24 protein-coding genes are annotated in these 25,840 nt (G+C 64.7%); 7 read left to right on the top strand and 17 right to left on the bottom strand.

Features of this window, described 5'->3' with window-relative positions:
* Nucleotides 1-791: flavin-containing monooxygenase (locus tag A5777_RS11850; RefSeq protein ID WP_231895033.1), on the bottom strand; the 791-nt coding region annotated here is incomplete at its 3' end.
* A gap of 143 nt (nucleotides 792-934) precedes the next feature.
* Here A5777_RS11850 and A5777_RS11845 point away from each other — a divergent pair.
* Complete coding sequence (locus A5777_RS11845; RefSeq protein WP_197502362.1) at nucleotides 935-2,140, top strand: PucR family transcriptional regulator; 1,206 nt, start codon at nucleotides 935-937, stop codon at nucleotides 2,138-2,140.
* Nucleotides 2,141-2,238: 98 nt separating this feature from the next.
* Here the strand turns inward: A5777_RS11845 and A5777_RS11840 are convergent, their stop codons facing one another.
* The 3 genes from A5777_RS11840 to A5777_RS11830 form a co-directional block, all read right to left on the bottom strand.
* Complete coding sequence (locus tag A5777_RS11840; protein WP_064862784.1) at nucleotides 2,239-3,477, bottom strand: fatty acid desaturase family protein; 1,239 nt, start codon at nucleotides 3,475-3,477, stop codon at nucleotides 2,239-2,241.
* 9 nt (nucleotides 3,478-3,486) lie between these two features.
* Nucleotides 3,487-4,599, bottom strand: a complete 1,113-nt coding sequence (locus A5777_RS11835; RefSeq protein ID WP_064862783.1) for a ferredoxin reductase — start codon at nucleotides 4,597-4,599, stop codon at nucleotides 3,487-3,489.
* A gap of 77 nt (nucleotides 4,600-4,676) precedes the next feature.
* Nucleotides 4,677-5,174: an HNH endonuclease gene (locus A5777_RS11830; protein WP_064862782.1), complete on the bottom strand. Its 498-nt coding sequence runs from the start codon at nucleotides 5,172-5,174 to the stop codon at nucleotides 4,677-4,679.
* Between the two features lie 309 nt (nucleotides 5,175-5,483).
* Here A5777_RS11830 and A5777_RS11825 point away from each other — a divergent pair, with 309 nt between their 5' ends.
* The 5 genes from A5777_RS11825 (at nucleotide 5,484) to A5777_RS11805 (ending at nucleotide 11,002) form a co-directional block, all read left to right on the top strand.
* Complete coding sequence (locus A5777_RS11825; RefSeq protein WP_156529356.1) at nucleotides 5,484-6,914, top strand: serine hydrolase domain-containing protein; 1,431 nt, start codon at nucleotides 5,484-5,486, stop codon at nucleotides 6,912-6,914.
* A 38-nt stretch (nucleotides 6,915-6,952) separates the two neighbouring features.
* The gene (locus A5777_RS11820; protein ID WP_064862781.1) at nucleotides 6,953-8,134 is read left to right on the top strand and encodes a sensor histidine kinase; all 1,182 of its coding nucleotides are present in this window, start codon (nucleotides 6,953-6,955) and stop codon (nucleotides 8,132-8,134) included.
* Nucleotides 8,131-8,772 carry a response regulator transcription factor gene (locus tag A5777_RS11815; RefSeq protein ID WP_064862780.1) on the top strand — a complete coding sequence of 214 codons (642 nt, stop codon included), beginning with the start codon at nucleotides 8,131-8,133 and terminating at the stop codon, nucleotides 8,770-8,772. The genes A5777_RS11820 and A5777_RS11815 overlap by 4 nt, the downstream gene beginning before the upstream one ends.
* A 107-nt stretch (nucleotides 8,773-8,879) precedes the next feature.
* The gene (locus A5777_RS11810) at nucleotides 8,880-9,632 is read left to right on the top strand and encodes an ABC transporter ATP-binding protein (protein WP_064862779.1); all 753 of its coding nucleotides are present in this window, start codon (nucleotides 8,880-8,882) and stop codon (nucleotides 9,630-9,632) included.
* Nucleotides 9,629-11,002 (top strand): ABC transporter permease, encoded by a 1,374-nt coding sequence (locus A5777_RS11805; RefSeq protein WP_064862778.1) that lies wholly within the window; start codon nucleotides 9,629-9,631, stop codon nucleotides 11,000-11,002. The genes A5777_RS11810 and A5777_RS11805 overlap by 4 nt, the downstream gene beginning before the upstream one ends.
* Nucleotides 11,003-11,339: 337 nt before the next feature.
* On the opposite strand, the gene A5777_RS11800 is transcribed toward A5777_RS11805, so the two are convergent.
* The 5 genes from A5777_RS11800 to A5777_RS11780 all read right to left on the bottom strand — a co-directional run bounded on the left by A5777_RS11800 (nucleotide 11,340) and on the right by A5777_RS11780 (nucleotide 15,132).
* Entirely contained in the window at nucleotides 11,340-12,026 is a 687-nt protein-coding gene (locus A5777_RS11800) for a FadR/GntR family transcriptional regulator (RefSeq protein WP_005206349.1), read from the bottom strand.
* A gap of 4 nt (nucleotides 12,027-12,030) precedes the next feature.
* Entirely contained in the window at nucleotides 12,031-12,984 is a 954-nt protein-coding gene (locus tag A5777_RS11795; protein ID WP_005206347.1) for a sulfite exporter TauE/SafE family protein, read from the bottom strand.
* A 96-nt stretch (nucleotides 12,985-13,080) separates the two neighbouring features.
* Nucleotides 13,081-13,773: an SDR family NAD(P)-dependent oxidoreductase gene (locus A5777_RS11790; protein ID WP_005206345.1), complete on the bottom strand. Its 693-nt coding sequence runs from the start codon at nucleotides 13,771-13,773 to the stop codon at nucleotides 13,081-13,083.
* A gap of 32 nt (nucleotides 13,774-13,805) precedes the next feature.
* On the bottom strand, nucleotides 13,806-14,516 hold the full coding sequence (locus A5777_RS11785) for an FAD-binding oxidoreductase (protein ID WP_064862777.1): 711 nt from the start codon (nucleotides 14,514-14,516) through the stop codon (nucleotides 13,806-13,808).
* A gap of 19 nt (nucleotides 14,517-14,535) precedes the next feature.
* Nucleotides 14,536-15,132 (bottom strand): sulfite oxidase-like oxidoreductase, encoded by a 597-nt coding sequence (locus A5777_RS11780; protein ID WP_064862776.1) that lies wholly within the window; start codon nucleotides 15,130-15,132, stop codon nucleotides 14,536-14,538.
* A 165-nt stretch (nucleotides 15,133-15,297) separates the two neighbouring features.
* On the opposite strand from A5777_RS11780, the gene A5777_RS11775 reads away from it, so the two are divergent.
* Nucleotides 15,298-15,741 (top strand): DUF5994 family protein, encoded by a 444-nt coding sequence (locus tag A5777_RS11775; protein ID WP_005206374.1) that lies wholly within the window; start codon nucleotides 15,298-15,300, stop codon nucleotides 15,739-15,741.
* 24 nt (nucleotides 15,742-15,765) lie between these two features.
* Here the strand turns inward: A5777_RS11775 and A5777_RS11770 are convergent, their stop codons facing one another.
* The 8 genes from A5777_RS11770 to A5777_RS11735 all read right to left on the bottom strand — a co-directional run.
* Complete coding sequence (locus A5777_RS11770; RefSeq protein ID WP_064862775.1) at nucleotides 15,766-16,932, bottom strand: VWA domain-containing protein; 1,167 nt, start codon at nucleotides 16,930-16,932, stop codon at nucleotides 15,766-15,768.
* Nucleotides 16,929-19,229, bottom strand: a complete 2,301-nt coding sequence (locus tag A5777_RS11765; protein WP_064862774.1) for a DUF5682 family protein — start codon at nucleotides 19,227-19,229, stop codon at nucleotides 16,929-16,931. The genes A5777_RS11770 and A5777_RS11765 overlap by 4 nt, the downstream gene beginning before the upstream one ends.
* A 5-nt stretch (nucleotides 19,230-19,234) precedes the next feature.
* Nucleotides 19,235-20,326 (bottom strand): ATP-binding protein, encoded by a 1,092-nt coding sequence (locus A5777_RS11760; RefSeq protein WP_005206381.1) that lies wholly within the window; start codon nucleotides 20,324-20,326, stop codon nucleotides 19,235-19,237.
* Nucleotides 20,323-21,798 (bottom strand): DUF5691 domain-containing protein, encoded by a 1,476-nt coding sequence (locus A5777_RS11755; protein WP_064862773.1) that lies wholly within the window; start codon nucleotides 21,796-21,798, stop codon nucleotides 20,323-20,325. Before A5777_RS11755 ends, A5777_RS11760 begins: the two co-directional genes overlap by 4 nt.
* Nucleotides 21,799-21,811: 13 nt before the next feature.
* Nucleotides 21,812-23,167: an SWIM zinc finger family protein gene (locus A5777_RS11750; RefSeq protein ID WP_005206386.1), complete on the bottom strand. Its 1,356-nt coding sequence runs from the start codon at nucleotides 23,165-23,167 to the stop codon at nucleotides 21,812-21,814.
* 101 nt (nucleotides 23,168-23,268) lie between these two features.
* Nucleotides 23,269-24,207 carry a transporter substrate-binding domain-containing protein gene (locus A5777_RS11745; protein ID WP_064862772.1) on the bottom strand — a complete coding sequence of 313 codons (939 nt, stop codon included), beginning with the start codon at nucleotides 24,205-24,207 and terminating at the stop codon, nucleotides 23,269-23,271.
* Nucleotides 24,208-24,294: 87 nt separating this feature from the next.
* Nucleotides 24,295-25,041 (bottom strand): amino acid ABC transporter ATP-binding protein, encoded by a 747-nt coding sequence (locus A5777_RS11740; protein ID WP_064862786.1) that lies wholly within the window; start codon nucleotides 25,039-25,041, stop codon nucleotides 24,295-24,297.
* A gap of 77 nt (nucleotides 25,042-25,118) precedes the next feature.
* Nucleotides 25,119-25,840: amino acid ABC transporter permease (locus A5777_RS11735; protein ID WP_231895032.1), on the bottom strand; the 722-nt coding region annotated here is incomplete at its 5' end.

Raw genomic sequence — 25,840 nt, 5'->3', positions numbered from 1 at the left:
AGCACTGGCCGGAAGATCTCGACTACAAGGGCAAGAAAGTCGTCGTGATCGGAAGTGGCGCAACGGCTGTCACGCTCCTCCCCGCGATGGCGAACGAGACCGAGCACATCACGATGCTCCAGCGCACGCCCACCTACATCCTCCCGCTGCCCAAGCACGACCCGTTTGCCAACGTGGCGCGACGCATCCTCGGCGACGAGCGTGACAGCCGTTGCGCCACTTCCGATCACGACGACTTTCTTGCCCTTGTAGTCGAGATCTTCCGGCCAGTGCTGCGGATGCACGACCTGCCCGGTGAACCGCTCGCGACCCTCGAAGTGGGGTGTGAATCCCTCGTCGTAGTTGTAGTAGCCCGACCCGCAGTACACCCAACGAGCCTTCAGCTGGATGTGTTCACCGGTGTCGAGGCGATCGACCTCGGCCGTCCACAACTGCTCACTCGACGACCAGTTCAGCGCGGTTACCTTGTGCTGCAAGCGCAGGTGCTCGTTGATCTTGTCCTCGTCAACGGCCTCGCGAAGGTACTGCATGATGCGGTCGGCGTCGGCGATCGACTGCTTGTCGACCCACGGCTTGAACTCGAATCCAAACGTATGCAGGTCACTGTCAGAACGGATACCCGGATACCGGAACAGGTCCCAGGTGCCACCGATCGACTCGCGACCCTCCAGAAGCGCGTAGGTCTTCTGCGGCATCTCCTTGGTCACATAGTGAGCGGCCCCGATACCGGAGACACCCGCCCCGACGATCAGAACGTCCAACGTTTCGACAGGTGTGGCTGTTGTGGGCACCTGCGCCTCCTTAGGTTTGCTCGACTTCCCGCACGGCAAATATGACACCATACGTTGTTACATTCCAGAGTGCGTCACACCTCGCCGCCGCACCAGGTGCCAAGTGCCCACGATGAAGGTCGCGCAAGGTGCATACTGTTCGGATGTCCGATGAGTGGCCATACGTATCCCCCGAGATCAAGAGCTTGATCCGACGCGGCGCCGAACTCATCCTGGACCCGCCCGAGGAGTGGATCGAAGCCATCCACGACGCTTCACTGGGTGGTATCCGCATGAAGGCCATCGCCGACGACCCTGTGCTCGCCGAGGGAACGCGACGCACCAACCTCGCGAACACCCTGCGCTGGGCGAGGAGCAACGTAGTCCATCCCGGCGAACGCGTACCCGCCGAGATCAGCCCCGACATCCTCACCACCGCTCGCGACCTCGTCCGGCGCGGCCTCGATGAATCAGCGCTCGACGCCTTCCGCACCGCACAAAGTGTCGCGTGGCGTCTGTGGATGCAGGTCTGCTTCACCCTCACCGATGACCCACAACAACTGCGCGAACTTCTCGACATCACACTCGTTTCCATCTCGACTTACATCGACGACACCGTCGAGGCCACGAGCAACAGGATGCGCAGCGAACGACGCGAGCTCACCCGCGGCACCCACGCGCAGCGTCGAGAAGCGGTTGCCCTGCTACTCGAGGGCGCACCCATCCCCATCGACCGCGCCGAAACCCAACTCGGCTACCGACTTCTCGGCCCGCACACCGCGTTGGTCCTGTGGAGCACACATCCAGAACAGGCTGCAAACCTCGAATCCGCCGCCGACACGCTCGCCGCCTCGGCCGGGTGCGCCAACCGACTCACCGTCGTCGCCAGCGCCGCGTCACTGTGGATGTGGCTGCCCACCGATGAGGCACACATCGCGCGTGTTTCGCCATCCCCGCTGATCGACGTCGCTGTCGGCAGAACGGGCAACGGCGTCGACGGCTTTCGCAATAGCCACTTCCAAGCGCTCGCGACCCAGCGCATCGTCGCGCAGCTAGGCGGCTCGCACGGATTCGTAAGGTGCGACGACGTCCGGCTGGTCTCGCTGCTGATGTCGTCCGCCGAGGACACCGCGGCATTCGTCGACGACACCCTCGGCGAATTCGCACACGCCGAGGCAGCTCTACTCGACACGGTACGAACTTGGATCTCGCTGCAGTGCAACACCTCTCGCACCGCAGAAGCGCTCTATACGCACCGCAACACCGTGATTCGACGTCTCGCCCGCGCCGACGACCTACTGCCCCGCCCGCTCGACGAGAGCCTGCTCGACGTCGGCGTCGCGCTGGAGGTGCTGCGCTGGCGGGGGTGATCTCGACAAGCTCGACCCGACGGATCTCGACAAGCTCGATCAGCGGCGAACACGCTCGATCAGCAGTGGGAACCTCGCTCAGCGGTGGGCAAGCTCGATCAGTGAGCGGCCACCCGCGACGACCGCAGCTCCCGCAGGGCCGAGCGCAGCCCGCGCCTGCGGCCGGTCTGCGGGTCGACGCCGAAGTGAGTCTTGGTGCCCTCGATAATGTTGAACCGCAACTCCGATGCCGTCTCCGGCGCGTCGTCGGCGCTGGCTTTCAGCATCGCGTTGGGCAGCGACAGCTTGGCAATTGTGCGGAACGTCAGCCAGTACTGATGCTGTAGCGAGCCCGTCGTGTACGGCAGGTCGTACTTGTCGCACAGTTCGCGCACCCGAACGCCGATCTCCTCGTAACGATTGCTCGGCAGGTCCGGGAAGAGGTGGTGTTCGATCTGATGACTGAGGTTGCCGCTCATGAATCGCATCAGCGGACCGGCGCGAAAGTTGGCTGATCCCAACATCTGTCGCAGGTACCAGCGGGGCTGATCTTCTTCCTCATACTCCTCGACCGTGAACTTCTCAGCACCGTCGGGGAAGTGACCACAGAAGATCACTGCGTACGACCAGTAGTTGCGAATGAAGTTCGCAGTCGCGTTGGCGGTCAGCGTGGTGAACCAGTTCGGTCCGGCGAGCGCGGGGAAGATCAGGTAGTCCTTGGCGGCCTGCTTCCCGACCTTCCGCCCGATGACCCGAAGATCCTTCAGCGCTGCGCGATAAGACTTTTGACCTTTGCGCAGCTTCTCCGTCTCGAGATGGTGCAGCGCGACGCCCCACTCGAAAAACGTTGCGAGAAGGAAGTTGTAGACCGGGTTGCCGACGTTCCACCATTCCCACGGCTGGTCACGCGTGACACGGAGGATGCCGTAGCCCACGTCGTCGTCCATGCCGACGATGTTCGTGTACTTGTGGTGCACAAAATTGTGCGAATGCTTCCACTGCACGCTCGGACAGGTGGTGTCCCACTCCCACGACGAGGAGTGGATCTCGGGATCGTTCATCCAATCCCACTGCCCGTGCATCACGTTGTGGCCGAGCTCCATGTTCTCGACGATCTTGGCGACGCCGAGCATCCCGGTCCCGAGAATCCATGCGGGCTTCCGGTTGCTGAACATGAGCACCACGCGCCCGCCCGCGGCGAGCGCGCGCTGAAATGCGATAGTGCGTCGAATGTATTTCGCGTCGGCGACTCCCCGCGATTCCTCGATGTCACGTCTGATCGCGTCGAGTTCGGCACCTAGTGCCTCGACGTCGGCCTCGGTGAGATGGGCGTACCGATCGATGTCGGTGATGGCCATAGAGCCTCCCTACAGGTCTAGCGTGCATTCACCCGACACTGTTGAGATACATGTCTGGATGCGGTCACCTTCGCGGCGTTCGTCGCCACTGCGCAGATCCCGGACGTAGCCGGCTGCAAGCGGAACAACGCAGGTCTGACAGATACCCATTCGACATCCGAAAGGCATCTGGATTCCCAACTCCTCGCCTGCTTCAAGGAGTGTGGTGGCACCGTCGATCTCTGCCGACTTACCCGACTTCGCGAACGTCACGGTGCCACCCTCACCACCGACGTCGGTGCGTGCGATGGCGAAGCGTTCGATGTGCAACTGATCCGACAGCTCGTTCTCGCGGTACACATCTTCGATGTCGTCGAGGAACTCAATGGGTCCACACGCCCAGCACGAGCGCTCGCGCCAATCCGGAACCGCGGCGTCGAGCTGGGTGACGTCGAATCGGCCATCCTCCGAACTGAGGCGCAGATCCAATGTGTAACTGGGTGTTTCAACGTCGAGCTGTTCGAGTTCGTCGAGGAAGATCACCGATTCGCGGCTCGGTGCGGCGTGGACGTGGATGATGTCGGGCGTCTGATCGTGGTGTTTCATCGCGCGGAGCATGGCGATCACCGGCGTGATTCCGCTGCCCGCGGTCAAGAACAGCACGGCGTCGGGAACGGGCTCCGGCAGATGGAAATCGCCCTTCGGCGCCGCGAGGCGGATGATCGTGCCCGGCGCGACGCCGTCGACGAGGTGCGTCGACAAGAAGCCGTCGGGGTTTGCCTTGACGGTGATCGAGATCGTTTTGTCGTCGTTGCTGCCGAAGGACGTCAGCGAGTACGACCGCCAATGCCAACGGCCGTCGACGTCGAGGCCGATGCCGACGTACTGCCCTGGCCGATAGCTCTCGGGAAATCCCCACCCCGTGCGGATCACCACCGTCGCGCTGTCGGCGGTCTCCTTGACCACGTCTTCGACGCGTCCACGCAGTTCGCGCGCGCTCCACAGCGGATTGATCAGATGTAGATAGTCGTCGGGTAGCAGAGGGGTCGTCGCTCGCGCGATCAAGCCTCTCAGGATGTTGGCCTCTGGGCGCGTCGCGTCGACGTCGGCCGCAGGCCGCTTACTCCACTTGAGAAGATTCACCAGCCTCCCTCCGGTAGCTCGTAGTGAACGAGTGTACACACAGCTGGTGATGGGCGTCACAGACGCTTTGCGGGCAACTACCCCGTCTTCGGCCGCAGCGTGAACAGCTCCCAGACCTCTTTCTGGTCCTGCGCCCACGGGTCATAGACGAAAGGTGCGTGCCTCATCGCCATACCCGCCTGCCACGGCGTGCGGTTGGCCTTGAAACCGTTGCACGATTTGCATGCCGCCACCTGGTTACCGAAGGTGCTCTTGCCGCCCTTGGAGACCGGCACGATGTGGTCCACGGTGTCGGCAGGGCCGTCGCAGTAGGCGCAAATCCACTGGTCACGGCGCAAAATGGTCGCTGTCGACGCATAGGAATCCATCGACTTGCCCGCATAAGGTCGGTAGGCGTTGCGCTTGATGGCGACCACCTTGTGAATGGGCAGGGTCACCGTGGGTGAATGTACGACGCGCACAACCGGCGTGCCCTCGACGTTGCGCGCGACTTCGGTGGTCAGCAACACGGCCGCGCGACGCCAGGTCACACGCGCCAGGATCTGCAACCCGGCGTTGGTGACGAAGATTGTCATGGCAGTCCTCCCGATGCCGTATGCGCTCGGACGTGGCGCGATCCACGCTAATGGCAATACGTCGATCTCGCGAGGCCATTTGTTCTGTGGCGGCGAAATACCGTCCGACGTTCACTTCGACGACATATTCGGGCCGACCTCCACAGTTTTGCCACACGCTTACTCCGCGGTGTGCAGTGTGGCCACCCGGCGGGCCGATCTGCACACGATTTCGACGGCATCACCTTCCATTTTCTGAAGGCGACACCACGGCATCCGACTCGTGCCACGCTGCACGTCAGTAGTTCTCACAATCAGGGGGTCAGCGCAGTGTCCGAGCATCCAGCTCACCGGTTGTGCACGCGTTTCCCGCGGCGAGTTCTGCTGACCTGTGCAGCACTGATCGCGCTGGTGGCACCGGTCGCGCTGACCACCGTGCCGGCCGCCACCGCAGCGCCGAGCCAAGCGCGGTGCGCTCTTCCGCAGGGTTCCGCGGCACCCGACTCCGCCACGCCGTCGAGCGTCGGAATCGACAAGGCAAAGCTCGACGACGCCATCGCATTCGCGGCGTCGAGAATGCGCACGCATATCGAGGTCTATCGCAACAACTGTCTGATCGGAAACGGACCCCTGAACGCCGTGACCGGAAACATTCCGTGGAATCTGTTCAGCTCGACCAAGAGTGTCATCTCGATGCTCGCCGGTGTCGCCTATACGCAGGGGCGACTGGATCTCGGAGCGTCGATCGAGAAGTACCTCCCCGCAGGCACAGTCGATCGGTCACATGCAGCGATCACCGTGCGCGACCTGCTGACCCAATCGTCGGGCCTGCGCCAGTCGATCGTCAGCGAAGCACTGACCGCGGGACTCGACGTCGACCCGGATATCGCGAAAGAGGCTCTCGCGCTGCCTGTTCAGCACAAGCCGGGAACGTTCTTCGAGTACACGCAGCACGGACCCGACCTCCTGGCGTACGTCGTGCAACGCGCCGTCGGAGAGGATCTGCAGGAGTTCGCACAGCGAACACTGTTCGGGCCTTTGGGAATCAAGCAACACGACTACTACTGGGCGCGCGATCGGTCCGGCCACACCTACGGATACGCCTTCTTGTTCATGCCTCCCACGGACTATTCACGGCTCGGGTTGCTGATGCTCAACGACGGGGTCTGGGGCGGTCGACGAATCATCGGTTCCGACTACATCCGCCAGGCGCACACACCATCTGCGTCGAACCGCTGCTACGGATATCTGTTCTGGGTCAACGACTCTCCGTGTACCGGACCGTCATTCCCGTCCCGACAGACGATCCAGCAGGCACCTCTGGCCGGGTTACCGTCCGACGCGTACGCGATGGTCGGTTTCCTGCAGCAGAACAACTTCATCGTCCCGAGTCTCGGATTATTGGTGAGTTGGAATGGGATTCTCGGCGACGTCTCGCCGGACCCGGGAACACTTCTCAGCGCCAGCCTCAACAGTGAGCTGTATCGCGAGTTCTTCCGCAAGCTCGTCGCTGCCTTCCGGACGCCGAGGATTCCCGATCCCGGACCGTACCGTCCGACGATGAACCTCGACTTCGATCCGGTCCAATTCGCCGACCCGAACATCGCGTTGGGCGCGTTGGGTTTCGGGCCGTACGCGCCGTCGAACTGCACGGTTCTGCAATGCGGTTCGACGCCCTTGCGCGCGCCCCTGCAGGGCAACCCTGGCTGCTTCGCGATCACCTGCCTCCCGGGGACACCTCAGTCACCCGGCAAGCGGTAGGCCTTCGGGGGCGCACCGTGATCTGACACTCTGGACGCATGCGCGACCCGCTTTATGCCGGCGGCCTGACCCGTCGAGGCCTCATGCTCGACGTCGCCGTGGCCCTGCTCTTCGGTGTGTTTGCGATCTGGCTGCACTTCGACCAGTCGACACCCGCGGGTATTGCCGCTGCGCTCGTGACCGTTGCGCTCGCTCTGCGACGACTCGCTCCGACACTGATGATGGTGCTGGCGTTGGTATCCGCGGCGATACAGGTGGCGACCGACCAGATCGCCGTACTCGCCTCGCTCGCCTACTTCCCGATCTTCGCAACGCTCGGCGGACATCCGGACCGTCGGGCTCGACGTGGTTCGCTCGCGGTAGCCGTGATCGGATCACTCGTCGCCGGGTGGGAGTTCCCGCACGCGTTTGCGGTCGAGCCGTCACTGCTCAACCACGCCTTCACGTCGTTCGTCGGATTCTGCCTGGCGGCGGTCGTGGTGATCGGCGGGTGGACGTTCGGGTTCATCCGGTATCAGCGTCGTACGGTCGCGCAGGCCAAGGTCACCGAGACCATCGCACAGCTCGAGCGCAGACGCCTGCTGGATCTCTACGACGAACAGCGGGAACGCACCCGACTCGCGCGCGACATGCACGACGTCGTCGCACACTCGTTGACCATCGTCGTCGCACAGGCCGAGGGTGCGCGCTACAGCATCGACACCGCGCCCGACGTCGCACGAAACGCATTGACCGTCATCGCCGAGACCGCACGCGAATCACTCGGCGAAGTCCGCGGACTGCTCGCGCAACTCAACAACGACGACGCCGTCGCCGCCTCCCGCGCCGACCGCGAAACCCTGTACGAGCGGATGCGGACCGCAGGCATGACGATCGAGACACGCGAGATCGGCGACGAAGAGACCAGCGAGCCGGCCGTCGGGCGCATGGCACAGCGGGTCTTGACCGAAGCGCTCACCAACGCGCTCAAGTACGGCGACCTGGCCACCCCCGTCACCGTCGAGATCGACTGGACCGGGGGCTGCCATCTCACCGTGCGCAACGGGTTGACCGACACCCCGCTCTCGCCCGGTGGCGCAGGTCGCGGCATCATCGGCATGGCTGAACGCGCCGCGCTGGTGGGCGGGACCGCCCGCAGCACCGCTACCGAGGACACCTGGCTGGTCGAACTGCGCGTACCCGCCACCTCCGACGTCGACTCGAAAGGAGTGTCGCGGTGATCCGAATCGCCCTCATCGACGATCAGCCCATGTTTCGCCAGGGCATCGCGATGATCGTCGACAGTCAGCCCGACATGGAGGTGGTCGGACACGAGTCGTCGGCACTCTCGCTCCTGGATTTCGTGCGCACCACGCGACCCGACGTCGTCCTGATGGATGTGCGCATGCCGGGCATCGACGGCATCACCGCGACCGCCGACCTCGTCAGCGCACTCGGCGACGACGCTCCGCGCGTGTTGGTACTCACGACGTTCGACGCCGACGAGGCCGCGGCGTCGGCCATCGCCGCAGGGGCCAGTGGATTTCTCCTCAAGGACGCGCAGCCCGACTTCCTGCTCGCCTCGATCAGAGCCGTGGCCAGCGGCAGCCAGGTGGTAGCGGCGTCGGCGACACGGCGGCTCTTCGAGCAGACCCGCACGCGGGCAGGCGATCCCGGACCCGAGTACGACCGTCTGACCCCACGCGAACGCGAGATACTCGTGCGTGCGGCTCAGGGTCTCTCGAACGCCGAGATCGCCGACGCCGAGGTGCTCTCAGAAGCCACTGTGAAGACGCATGTTTCACGCATCCTCGCCAAGCTGGGGCTGCGCGACCGGGTACAACTCGTCGTGTACGCCTACGACCACGGGCTGGTCTGAGCGCGCGGCGTACATCTCTGGATGTACGCCGCGTAATCGTCCAGGCCGACCCGGATTCATCGTCACGGCCGACGACCGGAGACGCAGGAATCCCTAGCGTTATCTGCATGACGAATGAACCAGCATCTGTGGTGCTACGCAACGTATTCCGAAGCTACGGTGACCCGAGCCGACCGATCCACGCGCTACGGGACGTGTCGCTCGATCTTCGACGTCGAGAGTTCACGGCAATCATGGGCCCGTCAGGATCGGGCAAATCGACGCTGATGAACGTCGTCGCGGGACTCGACGACATCACGTCGGGCGAGATCTGGGTCGACGGTAATCCCATCGGGTCCCTCGACGACGAGGCACGAACAGTGCTGCGCCGCAAACACATCGGATTCATCTTCCAGTCGTTCAATCTCATCCCGACGCTGACCGCGCAGGAGAACATCCACCTGCCGTTCGTACTCGCCGGCGTCAGGCTCGACGCGCAGACGCGCTACTGGATCGCGCACCTGGTGCGGTCGCTCGGGCTGGACGAACGCCTCGACCACCTACCGTCCGAACTCTCTGGCGGTCAACAGCAACGCGTCGCCATTGTGCGTGCGCTCGCGATGCGTCCGACGATCATTCTCGCTGACGAGCCGACTGGCGCGCTCGATACACGTACCAGCCGAGAAGTGTTGGCCCTGTTGACCACTGCGGTGCGCGAGTACGGGCAGGGCATCTCGATGGTGACGCACGATCCTGTCGCGGCGTCGTATGCCGATCGTGTGATCATGCTCGCCGACGGTCAGATCACCGGCGAGTACCGCGGACTGGGAGCGCGTGAGATCTCCGATCTTCTCATCGGCTTGCAGGGGGTCTCGGCATGAAGGCCACCTCAGCACGGCTGACCGTCGGATCGCTACGCGAGTTGTCGACGGTCGGCATCGTCGCCTGTCTCGCCAGTGCTTACGGCACAACACTTGTCGACGCCGCGAGCATGCTGTCGGTGCTGTCGGAGAAGAAGGGCGTTTCTGCTGGCGCGGCCCTCGCAGTGGTTGCTGCGGTCTTCATCGGCATTGCCCTGTTCGTCTCGGGGATCGTGATCAGTTCCGGTGTCGACACTGTCATCGCCGGTCGCCGAGCACAATTGAGGTTGCTGCGGCTGATCGGCGCGAGTGCACGCCAGTTGCGAGCGGGACTCACCAGGGCCGTCGTCACGGTGGCAGCCATCGGAGCCGTGATCGGCATCGTGTGCGCGACAGTGGTCATGACCATCGTTCGAGAAGTGCTCCTGCACAACGGAAAGCTACCTGAAGGCGACTATCCACTCCTGCCGCTGGGTGTGTTCGCGGCAGGCCTTGCGGTGGTCCTGATCGCGGCTATCGCTGCGCGGGTGGGCACACGGTCGACTCTTACTCGTGCCGCGGTGGCGCACAGTGCGCGGTCGAAGGTCGGTACGTTCCGGACGGTCCTCGCCTGCGGCGCAATCGTGATTGGTGCGTTGCTGCTGGCGCTCGCATGCTACCTCGGTGAGTTCGGCAATCTCACCGGCTTCGCAGTTGCCTTCCTCGGTGCCGCGTCGGTATCGACGGGTGTGTTGATCGGCGCGCAACGCATTGTGCCGCAACTGGTCCGGTGGATAGGTGCCGCGTTCGGTGCCAGCGCTCCGTCGATCGTGGCACGCAAGAACGCTGTGTCGGACCCGCGACGGACGACCCGTTCCACCATCGGACTCCTCGTCGGCGTGACGCTGGTGACCACCATCGCGTCGGGGATGAGCTCACTGACCAAGTCCGTCCACGGCTGGGACATGTCGGCCGCCGAGATGGCCGAGACCGAGCGTTCCCTGTCGGTTGTCACCGCGATTCTGCTTGCCATGATCGCCATCTCGGCGATTATCGCGGCAGTCGGCTTCGTGTCGACGATGTCGCTGACGGTGATCGGCCGCACGCGCGAGATCGGGATGTTGCGTGCCATGGGATTCACTGCGCGGCAGGTGCGCGCGATGGTTGTCCGCGAGTCGTTGGCGCTCAGTGGCACTGCGGTGATCGCCGGCCTGGTGCTCGGCATCATATTCGGCACCGTCGGCAGCCAGTCGCTCATCGGCAAGGCGACGTCGGGCATCCCCGTCGGACTGCCCTGGGGTGCGCTCGTCGCGATCATCGCAGGCACCGCCGTCGTCGTGATCGCCGCCTCGCTGCCGCCGAGCCGTCGGGCCGTGGCCGTCGCGCCTGTCGACGCGCTGGCTGTCGCGTGACGCCATTGGTCGAACTGTGCCTGCCGCCGGTCGAGCGGCGGTGCCACTGGTCGAGCTGCCCCACGCTGGTCAAACGGCCCCACGCTGGTCGAGCGGCCCCCCGATGGTCGAGCGGCCCCCCGATGGTCGAGCTTGTCGAGACCACTAGGCCGCTCCCGCTTCCAGTCATTTCTGCGCGCACCCGGCCGCAAAAGCCCAGTTCGCTTACCAAGGCAGAGCGAAAAATGACTGGAAACGGGAGGCCTGGTTCATGGTTGACCGTGGTCGTCGGGTCCTCGCGCTACATTCGGTCGATGCATGCATCACTCCGAGGTCCGTAGCCACCAGATCGATGCGTTCACACTTCGGTTCGCGCGTCAGATCCGAGCGAGTCTGCCAGCCCCAGAAGATGTGCACGCGTGAGCCTTTCGGCACGGTCGGCGTCGCGCTCGAGTATGGCGTCGACGACCGCGCTGTGTTCGTCGGCGTCTGGTCGACCCACCGGCATCATGGTGAGCATGTCGGTCATCGACCCCACCAGCCGCGCCCGCAGGCCGTCGAAGAGTGTGGCCAGCAGGTCGTTGTGCGACGCCACGACGATTGCCTGATGCAGTCGAATATCCTCTGCGGCAAGCGCTTGCGGCGTTCCGCCGAGCAGAGCGTTGCGATTCTCCAACGCCGTTCGGATGATGCGCGCGTCGTCGTCGGTGTGGTTGGCTGCGGCGAGAGCGGCAGCCCGCGATTCGATGGCGATCCGGACCTGCAAGACGTCGGTGATCTCCGCGATCTCGGCGAGCTGATCCCACGGCTGCGTGGGTTCGGTCGCGGCGAGGAAGACGCCGACGCCCTGCCGTGTGGTGAGCACTCCACGCGCTGCGAGGCGTCGAATGGCTTCGCGGACCGTGGAGCGGCCCACGGATAGTTCCCGTGCCAAAGACACCTCGCCGGGAAGCTGCTCACCTACCTCCCAGCGTCCACGCCGAACATCGTCGAGCAGGGCACGTGCTGCCTGTTCCGACAGCGGAACGCGCGAAAGTGCTTCCAAGGTCCTAGTCCGTTGTGTCTCTGTCGATTGGTTTCGAATGGTCCATCACCGTTCGTTCTGATGATAGGCCCGCGACCTCGGCGGTCGATCGGCGCCGCGCGACGCTCTCAAGCCACATCCGGTACATCTCGCGCACACCGATCGTCAGCGCGAAGGCCGCGAACACGATGCTCAGAATCTTGACGTTCAGCGCGAGTGCGATCAGCACGCCGACGACTGCACCGGGCAGCGCACCGATGTTCAGGTTGAGGCCGAGTCGCATGTCGGCGGTGCCCTGGCGTGCGTGCGTGATGGTTCCGACGATGACGTTGGGGAAGAACATCAGCAACGACGTTCCTTCCGCGGTCGGGAGTTCGGTACCGAAGAGCAACATCAGGGCCGGAACAGCGAGCAGGCCGCCGCCGAGACCCATCCCGGCAGCCCACGCGCCGATCACGAATCCGAGAATCAGCGATACCGGGACGACGTACCACAGACTCGCAAGCCAGCTGTCGGGCACGACGGCCGATCCCTGCATCGGGTCGTGCCCTGAGACGTCGAGAAACAATTTGAGGCACGTCAACAGGAGGATTGCGACGAACAGCCAACGCAGGATGAGCGCCGGGATGCGCAAGATCAGCTTGGCGCCCAGGACCGCACCCAGCGTGGCGCCGACAACCATTCCCGTCCCCGCCCGAAAATCGATGGATCCGCCAACCAGTCCGAACGTGGCTGCTCCGACGCCGGTAACGGCGATGTTCGCCGCGCCGGCAGTGCCGTGGAGAGTATGCCGGGAGAGGTTGGTGACCTTCTCCAGAGCGGGCACGTAGAACACCCCGCTACCGCCGCCGAGCAGTCCGCCGATCACACCACCGGTGGCACCGATCCCGAGCTGGGTGGGCACGGACGGTTCGACGACCCGCCCCGCGGTCGTGCTTGCTCTGAATGTTCCGGGCCGCCTGGTTCCGAGCGTGCGCATTGTGAGACTCCTTCGGGGTGATGCACCGACACGTTACGCATACATGTACTTGTCTGACAAGTAGGTGTATGCGAGCGCTAGCCCCGCCCGCGTTTGTTACCAGGGCACAGTCTGACCTCGATAGTCCAAGAACTGCAGCCCGCCCGCACCCGCCTGTGCTTCCAAGACGTCGGCGACGCCCCGCGTGCTCTGCTCGACGGTCAGCGAGGCGTCGGAGCCACCCAGATCGGTCTGGACCCATCCCGGCGCCATCAAGAGCAACGTGCGCGGGTCGTCGGAGTGCCTGGCCGCGAAGCTCCGCATCAGCTGATTCAGTGCTGATTTGCTCGCCCGGTAGATCTCCCACCCAGTCACGCGAGTGTTGTTCGTGATACTCCCCTGCCCCGACGACATCACTGCGATTGTTCCGGTTGGCGGGACGAGGTCAGCGAATCGTTCGACGAATCGCATGGGGCTGAGCGCGTTCGTAACCATCACGCGATCGAACGTCTCCGTCGAGACGTCGCCAACGGTCTCCCAACGATCGTGCGTGATTCCCGCATTCACGAAGATGAGGTCGGAGGTGGTGTCGGACAGTTTGTCATGCAGTGCCACAACCGAGTCGGTGTCGTTGATATCCACGTTCTCGACGGTCAGCGAACCATCGGACCGTGCGGCGAGCGCACCCAGATCGCCGCCGGCGTGGCGGCTGGTCGCCGCCACATGCCAACCGCGTTCGCAGAGGCGCTCGGTGAGTCCGAGCCCCAATCCCCGTGATGCCCCGACGATCAAGGCGTTCTTCGTTGCCATCGTGCGTCTCCTCTATCCGAATCGTTCCGTCTCTATCCGAATCGTTCCGTTCTGATTCGCCCGGCGTCGTGCCCGATGTCGAGCATCGCTCGTGCGCAGTGTTCGACGAACCCGTTGGGTCCGCAGATGTAGACGGTCGGCTCTCGTTGCGGCGCAATCGTCACCGCTGCGAGTTCGGCCGCCGTGACGCGCCTGGGACGGCGCGTCTCTCCTTCCGCACCCTCGCGGGTGTGAAAAACGTTGACGGGCAACCTGGTGTGCTCGACAAGCTGATCGAGTTCGCGCGCGAAGTACCGTCGCTGCGGCGTACGTAGCGAGTACACGAGGTTGAACGGAGTAGACGGGGCAGCCACCTCGCGCAGACGGATCATCGACATCAGCGGCACGATCCCCGAGCCGCCACCGATCAGTTGGACCGGCCGCGTATTCGACGGGTCCCACGTGAACCACTGTCCGTTGGGTCCGCTGATCTCGAGCGGCTCGCCCACCTCGACCATGTCGACGAGGTAGGGCGACTCCTCGCCGTCGTCGACCTTCTCGATGGTCACCTCGATGGTGCGCGTCTCGCGGACGTCGGAAAGCGAGTATGGCCTTGCCGTCGAGTATCCGTCCTCCGCGGTGAGCCGGATGTCGACGTGTGCGCCTGCATCGGCGCTCATCGGTTCACTCAGCGCGAGTCGCAGCGATCTCGCGGTCGGAGTCTGCATCTCTGCCCCGACGACCGTCGTGATCTGCCAGCGCATTGTCAACACTCCCTCACTGTCACGAGTAGCGCTGCTCACGCCAGGGATCACCGTAGATGTGATAGCCGCGCTCTTCCCAGAATCCAGGAGCGTCATGGGGCATGAACCGCAGGCGCCGAACCCATTTCGCGCTCTTCCAGAAGTACAGATGCGGTACGAGCAGCCGTACCGGGCCACCGTGTTCAGGCGCGAGCGGCTCACCGTCGAAGGTATCTGCCAGCCAGCCCCTTCCATCTGTCAGATCAGTAAGCGGCACGTTGGTGGTGTATCCGCCGTAGCAATGTGCCATCACGTAGGCGTCCGGTGGCCACGGGAGTACCGCCAACAAGTCGTCGAAAGCAACTCCACGCCAACGGGTGTCGAACTTCGACCACCGTGTGACGCAGTGGATATCGGTCGTGATGGCCCGGTGCGGCAGGGCGAGGAAGTCCCGCCACCGGAGACTGTGTGCACGATGATCCGACGACTGAATCGTCAAGCGCCAGGAGTCAAGTGGCAGCACCGGCGTCGGCTCTGCGGACAAGACCGGGAAGTCGAGGGTCGAATACTGTCCTGGCGGCAGCCGATCGGCCATCCTGTCGCGGCGTCCGACGAAGCCGCGGTTCACTATCGCCATATGTGCAAGTGTAGGGCCGCGCCGACTTTTCGCAGGTCATGGGCGTATAGTCTGGTTCAACTGATTTGCACTCATAGCCGACGTACTCGCGTGGTCGTGTGTTGGTCACCGTCGGGTTTTGGTCACCGGCGAACGCGGCGTCACAGCCGGTCAGGAGAGTGTCCGGTGGTCACGTTGGGTCCCACCCGGGTTCGGTTCACCACTGATCGCAGCGCCCCGATCGCCGGGGCGTGGTATCCGTACACTGCGAACCTCGCCGATGAACTGAGCAGTCTGTCCGGTGCGGCGGCGCCCCGACTCGGCGAGGTCACCTCGATATCCGTGCACTGGCAAAGCTACCGGCGCTACCCCGGTCTCGACTCTGCAGACTCTCCGACGGTTCCGCCGCTCATGACGCTCAACGGCTCCCACCGAAACGCGACGCTGCTCGTGATTCCGTGCCGCACGGCGTCGTCGTTGGCGGCGATCCTGATGCACCTCGCCAGCGACAGCGAACTTCCCGACGGGCACATGCATTCGCTGGAATCCAAGCGCGGCCGACGCATTCTGTCGATAGCGAGCCAGTACATGGCCTCACTCGACGGGACCGCCAGCGCGGCGACCAGCTGACGCCACCCGCCCGGCGCCCAAGCCTCATTCGTCTTCCATGCCACGCTGTGCCAGTTCGTTGGCATCGGCCCATCCGACGATGTCGCCGCGCCCGATCGCGAGGGCGAGCAACTCCGGGAAGGCGTCGGGCGTACACGCGAACGCCGGAACACCCATGGCACCCAGCGCTCCTGCGATGTCGCGATCGAACGACGGCGCTCCCTCGTCCGACAGCGCCAGCAACACGATGACCTGCACGCCGTCGGCCTGCAGCTGCGCGATCCGCTTGAGCATCTCGTCGCGGATTCCGCCCTCGTACAGGTCCGAGATGAGCACGAAGATGCTGTCATTGGGCCTGCTGATGAGGGTTTGGCAGTAAGCGATCGCGCGATTGATGTCGGTTCCGCCGCCTAGCGTCGCGCCGAACAGCACGTCCACGGGGTCGTCGAGTTGACCGGTGAGGTCGACGACCTCGGTGTCGAAGAGCACCAACGACGTCCGAACCGACCGCATCGTGGCAATCACCGCTCCAAAGATCGACGCGTACACGATCGATTGGGCCATCGATCCGGACTGGTCGATCGCGATGACGATGTCTTTGCTGACCATTTGTGAACGGCGACCGTGGCCGACGAGCCGTTCGGGAACAACGGTCTTGTACTCCGGTAAGTAGTTGTGCAGATTGCGAGCGATCGTTGCGTTCCAATCGATGTCGCGGAACATCGGTCGGGTCACCCGGGCTGCGCGGTCGATGGCTGCGCCGACTGCGCTTCGGGTGCGGTGGGCGATGCGTCGTTCCACCTCGTCGACCACCTTGCGCACCAACGCTCGCGCCGAAGCCTTCGAACTCGCCGGAATCGCCCGCCCGAGTGCCATGAGCGTGGTGACCATCTCGATGTCGGGTTCGACCGCATCGATCAGTTCGGGTTCTGCGAGCAGCGAGTACAGGTTCAGCCGCTCGACGGCGTCGTGTTGCATCACCTGAACAACGGTTTGCGGGAAGTACTTTCGTATGTCGCCGAGCCATCGGGCGACCGACGGAGCCGACTTGCCCAACCCACCCCTGCGCGACGCGTCGGCGTCATACAGCGCCGACAGCGCACCGTCCATAGCGGCATCGGAGCCGGTCAGCGACGGAAGTTGTTCTGCCGCTGCATCTCCGAGCACCAAGCGCCAGCGTCTGGCGCGCACGTCTCGTGTGCCGTCGGTCATCGCAACCCCAATATGTCGGCGACAACGCGCACCGCAGGCGCGGCGAGATCGGGATCGAAGGTCGTCGTGCTGGCCGGAAGGCCGTCGGTGCGGTCGAGTGATGCGACCCGGTTGCCGATGTTGCGACGCACCGAAGTGTCGAACAGCCCGAAAGTCCTGCGCAGCAACGGCAGAACGTCGGTGAAGTCACGCTCGCCGAGCGTGCTCAGCCACTCGTCGAGGATCACCAACAGATCGCGGTCGTGGACGAGCAGCAGCCCACCGTCACCCAGAAAGCCGTCGATCCATTGGGTTTTCGACGTCGGGGTGGCTCCCGTCGACAACGCGAACTGCAACCGGCCGGCGGCGTCGGCGGCATCGATGTGTCCGCCGTCAAGCAGCAATCGCGTGGCTCGGCCGACCAACAGACCGTTCACATCACACCGGTCGGCGATCGTGCGCAGTGCCCCGATCCAGCGGCCCATGTCCTGCTCGTCGAGCAGGACCACCGTCTCGTGGGTGGCGTCGAGATGCGCTTTCAGGGCTTTCGCAGCGTCATCGTTGAGACTCGAGATGGCGGCGGGGATGCCGACGCAGATGCGGGTGAGCAACGACGATGCGACGAGGTGCAGCGAGGCGGTGTCGGTGCCGCGGACGTCTCCGTAGCGCTGCGCGCGTCCGAGTGCTGGTAGTGCCTGCATCAGGTGCGCGACGTCGTGGTCGACGGCGGCTCGCTCGTCGAGTGCGGTCAGGACAGGCGCCACCGCATCGACGAGTTCGGCGAGAAGTGCCGACTCCAACGCTTCGGTGACCTCACCCAACGTGTCGGCGCTCGTTGCCTTGTCGACGATCTTGGCGGTGGCGGCGCCCAGCACCGTCGTGCCCCACACCGAGGCCATCACGACGTCGATGACGTAGTCGGGTCGCCATGCGACGATCCAGCCCTCTTTGAATGTGCCCATTCCGGTCACGTCGCGGGGTTCGCCCCACTCGACGCCGAGCACGAGGAGCCGGTGCAGCAGCAGGGATTTGGCCATGTCGGCCGGTTTGCGAAGATCCAACGCCAGCTCTTTGGCCACCGGATCGATCTTGAGTCGCGCCGACCGCGCCGTCGCGGTGACATCGGCCTGCAGCGGGACAACGGGAGCGTCGTCGGGAACCGATCCGAGCCGCTCCCCGATGACGGCCTCGCGATACATCATGTCGGACAGTCCGGTATCGCCGTCGAGCATCACGGCGTGGGTCGCCTCCGTGACCTCTGCCAATCCAGGCAGCGGTCGGTGTCGCATCACCGCGAGAGCTTCCGCCAGTCGTGCAGTCTCGATGATGTGGGCCGACGACACGTCGATGTCTTTGTCGCGCAACAGTCGTGCCTGGTGGATCAGCCAGCGGACGATCACGTCGTCGGACGTGGTGAACAAGTGGTGATACCAACCCGGTGAGATCACACCCGCCCCGTACCCGGACGCACTGGCGATGCGCGAATGGGTCCACGGTACCCACGCGAGCTTGCTCCGAATCTTGTTCGTTCCCTTCAGGATTCGCGCATCTCCGGCAGCGGGCGGCAACTTCCCCGACAGTACTGGTGCATGCCATGCCCCACACACGACGGCAACGCGTTCGACGCCCGGCCGCTTCAACGTCGCGCGGAGTACCTGACGCATGTGGGCTTCGCGTCGTTCGTCGTGGAGTTCGTCAGGGGCTGACTCGTCGGGCGAACGCAGGAAGTCGTCCTCGCGCAGCGTGGCCATCGCCTCGGCTATCGCCGCGAATCCTTCTGCTTCGCCGCGTGTTTCGACGACGTCGTCCCACCAGCGCTCAGGATCGGAGTAGCCGGCCGCGGTGGCAAGCGTGCGTACAGGGTCGATCCGTACGCGACCAGGTGCATCCTCGCCGGGTTCACGTGACTCCTCCGGAGTCGGGTCGGCGGGCGTATGACCCGACTCGGTGCGGTGTGCGAGCACCATCGTCGTGGGAAGGTCGCAGAACGCGACGTGCACTCGGGCGCGCACCGCCCAGCGCATGGCCTGCCATTCCGGCGAGAACTCGGCGAACGGCCAGAACGCGGCACGCGACGGATCGTCTGCCGCGTATCCGAGGAGGGCGACCGGGGGCGACATGCCCGGGTCGACGACGGCTGGGATCAGATCCGACGCATCGGCAGGACCTTCGATGAGGACGGCGTCGGGTTGAAGTCGGTCGAGTTCGTTGCACACCGCGCGGGCCGAGCCCGGCCCGTGGTGGCGGATGCCGAGCACGTAGGTGCCCGGCAGCGCACGCGAGTCGACGGTGGGTGCGGACGAGGGGGGTGCGGACATGCCGGTCAGCGGAGCGCCCCGCGCGCGGCGCGGTAGAAGTCGGCCCAGTCGGAGCGTTCTCGCACAACGCTTTCCAGGTACTCGGTCCAGATCACCGAATCGGCTCCCGGGTCTTTGATCACCGCGCCCTGGATACCCGCTGCCACGTCGGCGGGCCGGAGCACGCCGTCGCCGAAGTGTGCCGACATCGCGATGCCGTGGGTGATGACCGAGATGGCCTCCGCGGTCGACAGTGTGCCGCTGGGTTGCTTCACCTTCGACCGCCCATCCTCGGTGACCCCGGAGCGCAACTCGCGGAAGACGGTGACCACGCGTCGGATCTCGTCTGCGGCAGAGGGCAATTCGGGAAGCTCCAGCGACTTTCCCAGTGCAGCAACACGTTGAGTCACGATATCGACTTCGTCCTCGGCCGAGGCGGGCAGCGGCAACACCACCGTGTTGAAGCGGCGTCGGAGCGCCGACGACAGGTCGTTGACTCCGCGGTCACGATCGTTGGCCGTCGCGATCACGCTGAATCCCTTGGTGGCCTGCACCTCTATCCCGAGTTCCGGCACCGGCAGCGTCTTCTCCGAGAGGATGGTGATCAGCGCGTCCTGCACGTCGGAGGGGATACGCGTGAGCTCCTCGAGTCGCGCGATCTTGCCCTCCCGCATCGCCACCATGATCGGTGAGGGCACCAGTGCCTCGTTCGACGGTCCCTCGGCGAGCAGCCGGGCGTAGTTCCAGCCGTAGCGGATCGCCTCCTCGGGCGTGCCTGCCGTCCCCTGCACCAACAGCGTCGACGTCCCACTGATCGCTGCCGCAAGGTGCTCGGACACCCAGGTTTTCGCTGTTCCGGGCACCCCGAGAAGGAGCAGTGCGCGGTCGGTGGCCAACGTCGCCACGGCCACCTCCATCAGCCGTCGGGGTCCGATGTACTTCGGTGAGATCACCGTGCCGTCGTCGAGAGTGCCGCCGAGAAGGTAGGTGACGACCGCCGACGGCGACAGCAGCCAATTGGCAGGGCGGCTAGCGGTGTCTGTGCGGGCCAGTGCCGCGAGTTCGTCGGCGTAGAGCTGCTCGGCGTGTGGTCGGAGCAGATCGTCTGCAGTGGTCATGCGAACTCCCTCGTGAGGACGATACGGATACGGATGGACTCGGCCAGGCGGGCGAACTGTGCGGGCGCGGTCGCGACACGCGCACCCACCGCACGCACGGCGTCGCGCCACGCATCGGTGGCCGGGAGGCCAACCGACATCAGGTCGAACAGTTCTGCCGTGGGCCCGCTGCGCGCGGTTCCCGACACGGTGGCGGCGAGCAGGCGTAGTGAGGCGTGCGCGATGTTCTCCGGCCACGGGGTCGGCAGGACGCGCAGAGCCGCGAGGCGTCGGTCGTCGGGTAGGTCGTCGAAGGCACGTGACACCTCCAGCGGATCGGCGGCCACGAAGACGACCGGTAGCGCATCGGGGTGTGTCATCAGTGCAGTCGCCCAGCGCCGATCGTCGAATGTCACTGCGGCGTGGCTCAATCCGACGACGAGCGGGCTCTGGTCAGAACCGATTGCTGCGACGATCTGCGCCGGTGACATTGCGAACCTTTTTTCCCAGAGCGACGGCCGAATCCGTGACACCAGCTGCGCGAGCACGTGGGCGCCGACCCCACGCCTTGCGTTTGACGGCACGGTCAGCGTGAGTCCGTCGCGTGCGAGCGCCGCATTCGGCTCAGTAGGCAGCGTCGCCTGCAGCACGGGGCGTCGGCGCATGAGGTGCCGTTCTTCGTTGAGCAACAGTAATTTCGACGCCGCGTCGAGGATGCGCTGCTGGTGCGCCGAGCCGTCGATGTGGTCGAGAATTCCGGCCGCAGTTGTCCTGACATTGCTGCGCCGATCGTCGAGCGCGCGCTCGAGCAGGGGCTCGTCGGACAACGACGGCGTGCGACCGAGGATGGGCAGTAACAGTTCACGACTGGGTCCGTCTTCTGTGCGCCATGCGGATTCGAGGAGTTCTCGCGCAGCATCTGGGTCGCGCTCCCGCAGCGATCGCAGGTAGGACGCACGCTCGTCGGGTTCGCCATGGGTCCACGCGGAGGTATCTGCGATGTCGCCCGACGTCGAGGGGGCGTCGAGCACGGCTTTCAGCTCGGGGGCTTGTTCGGCCAGCCATCGTCCGCGTGGACCGACGAAAGTGGTTACCGCAGCGCGGATCTCGACCCTGCGCGCGGTACGGGCGAGGAGCGTCGGGAGCATGCGTGCGGGAGGCCGGACGTGCGACCGCGCGAGCAGGTCGAAGCACCAGAGTTCGAGCTGCGGCGACAGCATCATCGCGCGGTCGAGGTTGCCTGCGATCTGATCGGAGATGCGCGGCCTCGGGTCGTCTGGCGAGGCGGGGATGGGTTCGGCAGCGATCGTCGGCGGCCCGCTCGCGCACCGTGCGACGGCGCTCAGTGCCGCGATCTGCAGGGTTGTGACCGCCGGGTCAGCGACTTCATCTGGCAGATGCGCCTCGATCACGGGATCGACGCCGTGCGTGGTGATCGGTCGGCTGCGGACGCCGACGAGCGCGGCCGAGACCACCTCGTCCCAGGTACTCATACGGCAGCCATCCTCATACGCGGACCACACCGCCGTCGACGATCACCGACTCGACGTCGAGTCCGTCTGTTCCGAGACTCCCGAAGATCGGTACCCGCGCGCCTCCGGTGAGCGCGAGTAGCAGGGGCCAGCGCTCGCCCGTCACGAGGATGTCGATTGCGTCGCCCGTGTGATCGATTGCCGCCGGTCGGCCCGCGACGGTGCGACCGAGTCGCGCGTCGAGCACCACCGGCCACCGCCGCGCCCACGGATCGTCGGCGATCGCCTGCGCGTGGGCGCGCCTGGCCGCGGCGATGTCGGAGAGCACGAGCATGCCGAGCGGATCGGGATGTGGGAGTGCGTCGGGCTGCGGTGACTCTGCGTCGGGCTGCGGTGACTCTGCGTCGTCGTAGAGGCAGCGCAGCAGAGGCGAGCCCGGGTAGAAGTGCATCGCCGCGACCAGCGTTGCGCCCACCCTGGGACGCATCGGCAATACGCCGCCCTTGGGCGCGTAATCGAGCAGGACACCGAAGCGCTTGGTCTTCGCACCCCAGATCCAGGTTCGCCGAGTCTGGAGCCGGTCGTCGTCGGTGTCTCGACGGCCGAGGCACAACCACGTGTCTGTGATGCCCTCGGCGGCGAGGACATCCGCTTTGGCGACGGGATAGCCGATGTGTCGGCGGACCGTGGCGGCGAGATCGGCAGGTAGGAGGTCGAGCCGCTGATGTGCGGCGCTCAACGACCACAGGCTGCCGAACTCTTCCAGTAGGCGTGCCGGCCAGTCGACGCCGCTCGTGGGTCCCGCGAACAACTCGGGTAGCGCTCGGATCTTGGACGCCAACCCCGGGGCCTGGGCATCGACCAGCCGTGCGGCGACGCCGTCGAATCGGCCGTAGGCGTCGACGTCGGTGCCCGCCAGGCCGTGGCCGAGCTGGTCGGTGAGCCAGAGTTGCAATTCGTCGATACCGCTGCCGACACGGCGGACGCGTTGCGCTGCGGTCGAGGCCGCGCGGCCGGGATCTTTGGAGGCGGCCGGCTGCGCGGGCGCGGCGGACTGCCGCTCGCGTCTCGCGGCGAGCCATGCTGCGGCGTGGTCAGCGGGCTGCGCGGCATCGGCAACTTCACCTTGTGCCCACAGCAGCAGGAGTCCGAGAGCGTGTTTGCACGGGAACTTCCGTGACGGACACGAGCACTTGAAGGCCGGCGAGGTGAGTTCGACGATGGTCTGGTACGGCGTTTTGCCGCTGCCCTTGCAGTGACCCCACACCAGCGAATCGGCTGCACCGGTGCCTGACCAGGGCGTCGGGGTGGCCAGCTTCTGACCGGCCTTGGCCGACGAGGCGTCGGGCGCGAGCGCCAGCACCTCGTCAGTGGTCCACCTGTCCCCCATGCAGTTCAGACAACCACACGGGACTGACATCCGCGGGCGAGGCCAGTTGCGTGGATGACGGTGACGTCAGCGACTGCGCGGGTGTCAGAAAGTACTCGGCGTCAAAAACTACTTGGGGGATTGATGGTCGACTTGTCGACGCCTGTGTCCGGGACACCCCACTTCGTGAAGATCTTGGCGTAGTCGCCGGTCTTGATGAGCTTGTTGACGGCGTCGGACAGCGGTTTGGCCAGGCCCGAGTCCTTGGCGGTGACGAATCCGACTGGCGTCGAGCTGATCTGGCCGAGGAATTTGGTTCCCTCGACGTGCTTTTCGTCGTACTTCAGGCTCAGGACCGGGCCGAAGAAGAGGTCCACCTTGCCGTTGGCCAGACCCAGGAAGATGGGGGCGGTGTCGTTGAAGTACTGGACAGTCCAGGGCTTCTTGCCGATCTTCGCGCAGTCGCCGACATGCGAGCTCAGCAGCGTCTGGAAGGTGGACCCGGGCGTGGTGGCGATGGTGTAACCGCAGACGTCGGTGATGGTGGAAACCTTTTGGAGGTCGACGCGTGACGAGCCCAGGAATCCTTGGCCGTCATTGAGATAGGTCGAGAAGTCGAGGACCTTCTCACGCTCGGCGGTGACACCGAAATTCGCCTGTCCCACTTGGTATTTTCCGTTCTGGACACCGGGGATAATCGAGGCGAAGGTGCCATACTGCACATTCCAGTTGATGCCGAGTACCTTGCCGATCGCGGTACGCAGGTCGAGATCGAGCCCGACGTTTTTGTCGTCGACGACGCCACCGTGCGGCAGACTCGACGTTCCGGGAGTCTGAGTTGTCCCGACGGTCAAAGAGCCTGCATTGCGCACACTTTGGGGCAGCTCGGCACTGATTGCATCGTCTTTGGCAATGCTGCTCGTGATGTCCTGTGTCGGAACGGCAGACGCCTCCGCAGAGTTCGCTGCGCCGTCCGACGACGAGCCACAACCACTCAACACGATGCTCCCGACCACCGCGCCGGCGGCCAACAGAGCGAGGATACGTGGGCGGTTCTTCATCGTCTTAGTCCCCTTGTCTGAATTCTTCTGTGTAGTAACTGGTTACGGCACGCAGAGGTAATCATCGTGCACACTCGCACGGGTTCCTCAGAGCACCGCGGAGAGAAACGCTTTCGTACGCTCGTGCTGCGGGTCGTCGAGAATCTCTGCGGGAGAGCCTGATTCGACGATCCGACCACCGTCGAGGAAGATCGCCTGGTCGGCCACTTCGCGGGCGAATCCGATCTCGTGGGTGACGATCACCATGGTCATTCCACTGCGCGCGAGGTCGCGGATCACGGCGAGGACTTCGCCGACGAGTTCCGGATCGAGCGCGCTGGTCGGCTCGTCGAACAGCAGCAGGCGCGGCTCGAGCGCCAAGGCGCGTGCGATAGCGACGCGCTGCTGTTGTCCGCCGGAGAGTTGGCGCGGATAGGCGTCTTCGCGGCCGGCCATGCCAACTCGTTCGAGAAGATCACTGGCGCGTGCCTGCGCCTCTCGGCGTGCGATGCGGGCCGCCAACGGACCCTCGATCACGTTCTGCAGCACCGTCATATGGCCGAACAGGTTGAACTGCTGGAACACCATCCCGATTTTCGAACGCTGCTGAGCGATCTCGCGATGCGACAGCTCATGCAGCTTGCCTGCCGATGGTCGGTATCCGATGATCTCGCCGCCGACCTCGACGAAGCCGCTGTCGGGCTTCTCGAGGTGGTTGATACACCGCAGCAGTGTCGACTTGCCCGAGCCGGACGGTCCGAGCAGCACGGTGACGGTGCCTGTCGGGACGTCGACGTCGATGCCGTCGAGCACCTTGTGGAGTCCGAAACTCTTGCGCAGTCCTCTGATTCGCACGAGAGGTAGTGTCTGGTCGTTGTCCGCGTCGTCCTCGTGCTGGTCCGCGTCGTGCCTGCGGTGGGTCGTCGAAAAGCTCACGCGCGCACCGCTCCTTCGTTGCGGAGGTCGAGTCTGCGCAGCTCGGTACGGACCCGCCCGAACAGGGGCAGGTTCTCGCGGACCGTCGTCCAGAAGCTCTGTTGCGGTCGACGATTGCCGCGTGAGTAGTGGCGTTCGACGAAGTACTGTCCGACCGACAGCACGCTCGTGACGATGATGTACCAGATCGTCGCGACCAAGAGGAGCGGCAGGATGAGATAGTTCTGCTGGTAGATCAACTGCGCCGAATAGAGCAGATCTTGAACCGCGATGACGCTGACGATCGACGTCGCTTTCAGCAGACCTATCAGTAGGTTTCCCGACGCCGGCACGATCGCTGGCATGGCCTGCGGCAGGATGATTCGACGAAAGATGCGATATCTGCTCAATCCCAACGCTTCTGCGGCCTCAGCCTGGCCCCGGTCTACGGACAGGATGCCACCGCGCACGATCTCTGCGGCGAACGCCGCGACGTCGATGGTGAGTGCGACGAAGGCCGCGAGTACACCCGAGAACAGGTGCGCCGTGTCGGCGGTGACGAACTCCGGACCGAACGGAATACCCAGTGACAGTTGCGGGTACAGCGATGCGAGCTCGTACCAGAAGAGCAACTGGACCAGCGGCGGGACGGACCGGATAAGCCTCGATCCACCGATCGGCTTTTGCGGTGTGGTGAAAAGTGTTGAGCACGTTCGGCCTGGGTGGCGGGCATGAGTCA

The sequence above is a fragment of the Gordonia sp. 852002-10350_SCH5691597 genome, from assembly GCF_001665715.1.
In the GTDB taxonomy this organism is placed as follows: domain Bacteria; phylum Actinomycetota; class Actinomycetes; order Mycobacteriales; family Mycobacteriaceae; genus Gordonia; species Gordonia sputi.
Note: the sequence above shows the minus strand (reverse complement) of the source record. Positions and strands in the feature narration are given on the sequence as shown.